Consider the following 4338-nt stretch of genomic DNA (forward strand, 5'->3'; position numbering starts at 1 on the left):
GATCGGCATCGGCGGTAGTGTCGAGAGTGACCGACTCCCCATCCACGTTGGCGGTATTACCGGCGGTATCAGTGATCGCCAGCGAGCTGGTGATCTCGCCGTCGGCCAGACCGGAGAGGTCGACGGTGACCGTGCCATCGGCCGCCACGTCGGCGGTGACCGTAGTTGTGCCATCGGTGAACGAGGCCACGGCGGTGGCATCGGGGTCGAGGCCGCTGACGGTGTAGCTGGTCGCGGCGGCTTCATCGGCGCTGATCAGGCCATCGCCATCGTTGCTGACAAGGGTGGCCAGCGGCGCTGCATCGGCGGTGGTGTCCAGCGTCACGCTTTCGCCGGTCACCGTGGCGGTATTGCCGGCCTCGTCGGTGATCGCCAGCGAGCTGGTGATCTCGCCATCGGTCAGGCCGGAGAGGTCGACGGTAAAGGTGCCGTCGGCGGCGACATCAGCGAGAGCTGAGTTGCCATTCACATCGGTGAACGTAACTTCGCCAGTGGCGCCGGCATCCAGTCCGGTCACGGTGAAGCTTACCGCCCCAGCCTCGTCGGCGTTGATCAGCCCGTTGTCGTCATTGATGACGAGGGAGGCAGTCGGGTCGGCATCGGCGGTGGTGTCGAGAGTGACCGACTCTCCAGCGATAGTGGCGCTGTTGCCGGCCTCGTCGGTGATCGCCAGCGAGCTGGTGATCTCCCCATCCGCCAGGCCGGAGAGATCGACGGTAAAGGTGCCGTCGGCGGCGATATCGGCAGTGACCGTGGTGGTGCCGTCGGTGAACGAAGCCACGGCGGTGGCATCGGGGTCGAGGCCGCTGACGGTGTAGCTGGCCGTCTCGGCCTCGTCGGCACTGATCAGGCCGTCTGCGTCGTCGCTGGTCAGCGTGGCGGTCGGCGCGGCATCGACGGTGGTGTCCAGCGTTGCGGTGTCGGTGATGGTACCTTCGTTACCGGCGGCATCGGTGACCGTGAGCGTCGCGGTCAGCTCGCCGTCGGGCAGGCCAGTCAGGTCGGCGGTATAGCTGAACGTGCCATCGCCGTTGAGCGTGATCTCCTCACCGGCAATGGTGAGCGGATCACCACCACCGGCACTGGCGATGGTCAGCGAGTCGATGGTCGCGCCATCTTCGACCGTGCCGGAGAGAGTGGCGCTATCGGCCTCGGCCGCGTTGTAGACGTCATCACCGAAGATCACGCTGTTGAGAGCGTCATCGCCTTCACCCGGTGCGGTGGTGTCGAGTTCGACCGTGTCGGTCACTGGCTCGGAGGTGTTGCCCGCGGCGTCGGTAGCGACAGCGCTGAGGCTGTTGTCGCCTTCGTCGAGCGTGACCGTACCCTGGGTCAGCGTCCAGGTGCCGTCGCCGTTGTTGGCGGCGGTGTAGTCACTGCCGTTGACCGTGACGGTCACTGTTGCGTCCGGATCGTCGACGGTGCCGCTGAATGCGGGGCTGTCGTCGTTGATCGGCGCGTCCAGTGCGTCGAGGGTGATCACCGGGGCGTTCTGGTCAATAGTGACAGGACCCGGTGTTGAGGAAGGCCCCGTGTTACCCGCAGAGTCCGTCTGGCGAACCTGAACCACACCATCGCCATAATTACCCGGCTCCAGGGTAAAACTGTCACCGGTGCCGTCAGTCCAATTCGTGCCGCTATCGATGGAGTACTGCCAGGTCGCGCCTTCCTCCAAGCCTGTTACGTTGACCGTGCCGTCGCTTGTGATGCCATCGGCATCGTCAACTCCCGTATCGTTGGCCAGCTCCACTTCGGGGGCTTGAGGCGGTGTGACATCCCCCAAGTCAATATCGACAATCGTTGAGCTGGGATCGCTCGTGTTGCCGGCTGCGTCGGTTGCCACCGCTTCGATTTCCGTTTCATCCTCGAGCGGGGTGTCGGGTGTGACGCTCCATGTACCATCTTCGCCGACCGGCGCCGGTGCACCGATGGCGTTGTTATCGCCGTCGGTTAACGTTACGGTGCTACCGGGCTCAGCGGTGCCAGTAATTTCCTCACCGTTGGTGGGGTTGATTACCGGCGCATCCGGCGCGGTCAGATCGGGCGCGGTGGCACCGGTGGGATCACTCTCGTTACCGGCGGCATCGGTGGCCGTCGCCGTGACGTCTTCGCCGTTGGTCAGGGCCGGGTCCAGCGGCACGCTGTAGCTGCCGTCATCGGGATCGGCAGTGACCGAGCCGATGTCATTGCCATCGGCGTCGGTGACGGTGACGGTCGAGCCGGGTTCGGCGGTGCCGGTGACGGCAGTTCCATCCTCGGCGACGGTGGCGGTCGGCGCATCCGGCGGCGTCGTGTCGATGTTAAGAGCGTAGGTGTTGCTGGGCTCCGAAACCTGGCCTTCGGGGTCGGTAGAGGTCGCGCGGAAGGTCGTCGTGCCATCCAGTAGCCGCGCATTGATCCTGAAACTCCAGTTGCCGAAATTGTCGGCCTGGGTCTCGCCGAGCATGGTGTCATCCGCCCACACCTGCACCATGTTAGTGGCTTCGGCAGTGCCCTGAAGCGTAGGGTTGGGGTCGTTGGTGGTGCCGCCATCATCGACGTTTCCCGTCACCGGCTCCGTCGCATCGATCGAGGTGATGATGACCGGCTCGGAGGGCGGCAGGGCATCTTCCAGATCGGCGTCGACGATGGCGCTTCCCGGCTCGCTGGCATTGCCGGCAGCGTCCGAGGCAACGGCGGTGAAGGTGCTGCCATCTTCCAGCGGGGTTTCCGGTGCAAAGGACCAGTTGCCGTTGCGATCCGCTTCGATGGTCGCGATGGTGTCGCCCTGATCATTCGTGAGCGTGACGCTGCTGCCCGGCTCGGCGCTCCCGGTGAGGATCTCTCCATCGGTCGGATTGACCACGGGAGCCGCAGGAGGCTGGGTGTCGACGGTCAGGATGAATGGGTCACTGGCGTTCGACACATTGCCGGCGCTGTCGGTGGCGGTAGCGGTGAAGTCATAGCTGCCGTCGTCGAGTGCCTCTGGCGTGAACGACCACTCTCCCGCGGCGTTGGCAATGGTCGTGCCGAGTTCGGTCTCGCCGGAGTAGATCGTGACGATGCTGCGCGCTTCGGCTTGGCCCGAGAGGGTCGGTGTCGTGTCGTTGGTGCTGTCGCCGCTGTCGAGATCGCCCGTCTGCGGCGCGGTATCGTCACTGCCCATAGTGATGGTAGGCGTGGCGGGGGGCGTAGTGTCGTTCAGATCGCCGTCGACGATGACGCTACCGGGTTCGCCGACATTGCCCGCGGCGTCGGTCGCGGTGGCGTTGACCTCGGTGCCATCGCCCAGAGGTGCGTCCGGCTGGAACGACCAGTTGCCGTTGTCGTCCGTCGTGGTCTCACCGATGGCGTTACCGTCACCGTCGGTCAGCGTGATCGTGCTACCGGCTTCGGCGGTGCCGATCAGCACGCTACCATCGCTGGGATCGAGGGTCGGTGAACCCGGTGCCGAAGTGTCGACCGTCAGCGCATAGCCATCACTTTCGCTGGACACGTTCCCGGCGGAGTCCGTGGCGGTGACAGTGAAAGTGTAATCACCATCGTCGAGGTCGTCGGTGGTGAATGTCCATTCACCTTGCCCGTTGGCCGTGGTGGTCCCGATCGCCTCGCCGTTGGCGTAAAGCGTCAGGGTGCTGCCCGCCTCGGCGCGTCCACTCAGGGTCGGGGTGGTGTCGTTGGTGCTGGCTTCCCGATCGACGGATCCGGTCTGGGGATCGACGTCGTCGTTGACTCCGGCAATCGTCGGCGTGGCCGGGGGCGTGTTGTCGTTCAGGTCGCCGTCGACGATGACGCTACCGGGTTCGCTGACATTGCCCGCGACGTCGGTCGCGGTGGCGTTGACCTCGGTGCCGTCGGCCAAGGGTGCGTCCGGCTGGAACGACCAGTTGCCGTTGTCGTCCGTCGTGGTCTCACCGATGGCGTTACCGTCACCGTCGGTCAGCTTAATCGCGCTGCCGGGCTCGGCGGTGCCGGTCAGCGTGGTGCCATCGGTCGGATCGACTATCGGCGCATCCGGTGCGGAGGCGTCGATGGTGCCGGTCGCCGGCTCGCTGGTGTTGCCGGCGGGATCCTGGGCGACGACCTCGATCTCCGTGCCATCGGCCAATGGTTCGTCGGGCGTGAAGGTCCAGTTGCCATCGTCGTCGGTGATGGTCTCGCCGACCGGATTGCCATCGCCGTCGGTGATGATGATGGTGCTGCCGGGCTCGGCTCCACCGCTGATGGTGTCGCCGTTCGAGGGATCGATGGTCGGTGCGTCCGGGGCGGAGGCATCGATGGTGCCGGTCGCTGGCTCGCTGGTATTGCCGGCGGGATCCTGGGCGACGACCTCGATCTCCGTGCCATCGGCCAATGGTT

The 4338-nt window shown here is 65.4% G+C and carries 1 protein-coding gene; it reads right to left on the reverse strand.

Annotation, left to right across the window (positions count from 1 at the left end; translation table 11 throughout):
* On the reverse strand, window positions 1–4338 hold a 4338-nt coding region (locus AC3AYF_RS18615), incomplete at both ends, for an Ig-like domain-containing protein (protein WP_487780165.1).

It is taken from the genome of Salinicola sp. (assembly GCF_982684285.1).